Source organism: Pseudomonas sp. Y24-6 (assembly GCF_020295325.1).
Taxonomy (GTDB): domain Bacteria; phylum Pseudomonadota; class Gammaproteobacteria; order Pseudomonadales; family Pseudomonadaceae; genus Aquipseudomonas; species Aquipseudomonas gregormendelii.
In genome coordinates this window covers 1-2,829 of the sequence record NZ_JACBXG010000033.1, presented here as the reverse complement: position 1 = coordinate 2,829, position 2,829 = coordinate 1, and the positions used below count along the sequence as shown (strand labels likewise).

At 51.7% G+C, this 2,829-nt stretch carries 3 protein-coding genes; 2 read left to right on the top strand and 1 reads right to left on the bottom strand.

Going from position 1 to position 2,829, the window contains the following annotated elements:
* Positions 1 to 554: HAD family hydrolase (locus HYI44_RS29055; RefSeq protein ID WP_225571197.1), on the top strand; the 554-nt coding region annotated here is incomplete at its 5' end.
* Positions 555 to 1,231: 677 nt separating this feature from the next.
* Here the strand turns inward: HYI44_RS29055 and HYI44_RS29050 are convergent.
* On the bottom strand, positions 1,232 to 2,371 hold the full coding sequence (locus tag HYI44_RS29050) for a glutathione-independent formaldehyde dehydrogenase (protein WP_124528254.1): 1,140 nt from the start codon (positions 2,369 to 2,371) through the stop codon (positions 1,232 to 1,234).
* A 227-nt stretch (positions 2,372 to 2,598) separates the two neighbouring features.
* On the opposite strand from HYI44_RS29050, the gene HYI44_RS29045 reads away from it, so the two are divergent.
* A complete protein-coding gene (locus HYI44_RS29045) occupies positions 2,599 to 2,805 on the top strand; it encodes a hypothetical protein (RefSeq protein WP_412548525.1) in 207 nt (68 codons plus the stop codon).
* The last annotated feature ends 24 nt before the right edge of the window (positions 2,806 to 2,829 follow it).

The following is a 2,829-nucleotide window of genomic DNA, read 5'->3' as shown; positions in this document are numbered from 1 at the left end:
GCTATGCGGTGCTTGCGACAATACTTTACGTACAGAGCCTAAAAACCTTGTCCCGTGAAACGGGTGTAGAAATTACTGACGAGCAAGGAAGAATCTTAAGTAAAAAGCATGCGGCTGCGTATGAGGCCCTCAAAAGCCAAATAACGGCACTCCCAGGTTCAGTCGAGCTACTAAATACGCTCACCCACGAAAATATACAGTGGTGCATCGCAACCAGTGGTGGTGTTTCTACAGCCAAGATCAATTTAAAGGCGCTGGGTTTAGACATCAACGACATTAATATAATCACCCGCGACGATGTCAAATATGGAAAGCCTGATCCAGATCTTTTCCTTGCCGCAGCGCAAAAGCTCAAGAGACCCATTGAGGACTGCTTAGTGGTTGGAGACGCCATATGGGACATGCTTGCAGCAAGGCGGTGCAAAGCGACAGGTGTGGGCTTGCTCTCCGGCGGCTACGATATTAGCGAGCTAGAAAGAGCGGGAGCCCTGAGGGTGTACGAGGATCCTCAAGACCTATTGCAGCATTTTGAGGAAATAGCATCCCGACCTTGATTTTCGATAATCACCGTCAGGGCTTTTTATCAGCAGATTCATGCGTTTCGCCGATAACATTTCGATGCTTTGGGAGAGTGCAGCCCCCAGCGCCGTACTGAAACTCACTTCACTTGCGCAGGCGTTAAAGTAGGCTCGACAACGGTAACCAGTAGCCCTTCAGAACTTTGAATGCAGGGCAGGAAACCTTCAGTTCGCCGCGTATCTAGCCAGCCCCTGACTTTAAGCACATCGAAAATCTGCCCTTGATCCATCAACGCGAGAATCAGCTCGTCTGATATTCGATACCGACCGCACACCGGACAGTCACGCTCTTCCCACGGGCCGTCGCACATGACGCGTTGTGCAGCTCCCACACAAATCAGGCAATTCATCTCGATCACCATTTATTGTTGTAGTTATCTCTGGCCCAGGATGTTCACTCCTACCTGGGCCGCCTAGCTGCCCTACTTATTCTCGTCAGACTTTCCTTCCTGCATTTGGACAGAAGACTTGGTGCCACTGGAATTGTCTTTCGTGGCGTTATCCGCGTTGTCAAAGCATCCATGAAGCATGAATACACTGCATAGACATAAGCACATAGATAGCTTTTTCATGATCATTCTCCTGCTAGCTGTTGAATCTTTTCTACTGAAGAGGCCGGCCCAAAGGGAGCCGGCGAAACCGGAGGTTGGCGTTTAAGCTGCTGGCTTGAGTACAACCTTCGTCCAGCCATCGTCACGTGCGTCGAAGTGCTTATAGGCATCTGGGCCCTCGGCAAGCTTGAGGCGGTGGGAGATGATCTGAGAAGGTTTTGCTCGGCCATGGTGGATTAGCTCAGCCAGGCGACGGTTGTAGACTTTGACGTTGGCTTGGCCCGTTCGAATCTGCTGCCCCTTGAACCAGAAAGCGCCGAAATCGAAAGCCATCTTGCCTTCCTTAGCCAGCTCATTTTTGGCTCCTGGGTCTTGCGGTACGAACACACCTACGACGCCGATGCCTCCGGTCGCTTTGGTCGAAGCGACAAGGTTGTTCATGGTCAGGTGATTAGCTTCATGACCATGGCGGTCGCAGCACTGATAACCCACGCACTCGCAACCGCGATCAGTGCCCTTGCCATGGGTCAAGTTCAAGATCTGATCCACCGCCTCTTTCTCAAGCGAGTTGATGGGCGTAGCGCCCATTTGAGCAGCAAGCTTCAAGCGGTCAGGATGATTATCGACTACGAACACCTGAGAGGCACCCTTGATCATGGCCGAGTGGGCAGCCATCAAACCAACTGGGCCGGCGCCGTAGATGGCAATACTTTCCCCGGGAAGGAGGCCTGCCAACTCGGTTGCATGCCAACCAGTCGGGAAGATGTCGGAGAGCATGACGTAATCTTCTTCACGTTCTTGCGCGTCCTCGGGCAACACCAGGCAGTTGAAGTCTGCATAAGGCACTCGAAGTAGTTCAGCCTGCCCCCCCTGATACGGGCCCATGTCAGCGAACCCATAGGCCGCACCCGCGCTGCCGGGGTTAGCGGTCAGGCAAAACCCCGTCAGGCCTTTTTCACAGTTTTCGCAAAAGCCGCAGCCGATGTTGAATGGCAGGCATACCAGATCTCCTACCTTGACCCGATCTACGCCGGAGCCTACTTCGATGACCTCGCCCAGATTCTCATGGCCAAACACTCTGCCCGTTTCAAAAGAAGTACGGCCTTCGTACATGTGCAGATCAGATCCGCAGATGTTTGTGGCAGTCACTCGCACCAGAGCGTCGGTAGGTTTTTCGATTTTGGCGTCCGGCACATTTTGCACACTGACGTCACGGGGGCCGTTGTAAACGATGGCTTTCATTACATTCTCCCAGAGGCAAGACGAAAGGGATTTTTCGTCAGCACATGTTTAGTTTGTCCGAGAGAGCAAATCGTATGTTCAAGAAATTCGAGGCATGTCTGACGAGCGGTACATTCTCAAAATCGCCCAAAAAATCTGAATTATTCGCCATTGAATCTCTCTCTTTTAAATCGATAAGAGATTGAGGGGTTGACTTGAGTTATCTGGATTGGGTGCAGTGGCCAGCTATGGCAGTGACGGTTATCGCCGCGTGGCTTATTGGCTCTCAACGTCCCGCGAGAAGAATGGCGGGGTTCTTCTGTTTCATTTTGAGTAATGTTCTGTGGGTCATTTGGGGTGCTTACGCCGGGGCCTATGCATTGATCGTACTGCAGATCTGCCTCTGTTCGATGAACTTGCGCGGTTGTAAAAAGAACTTTAGGCTCTGTACGTAAACCCAAGAAATACGATTTTCTGTA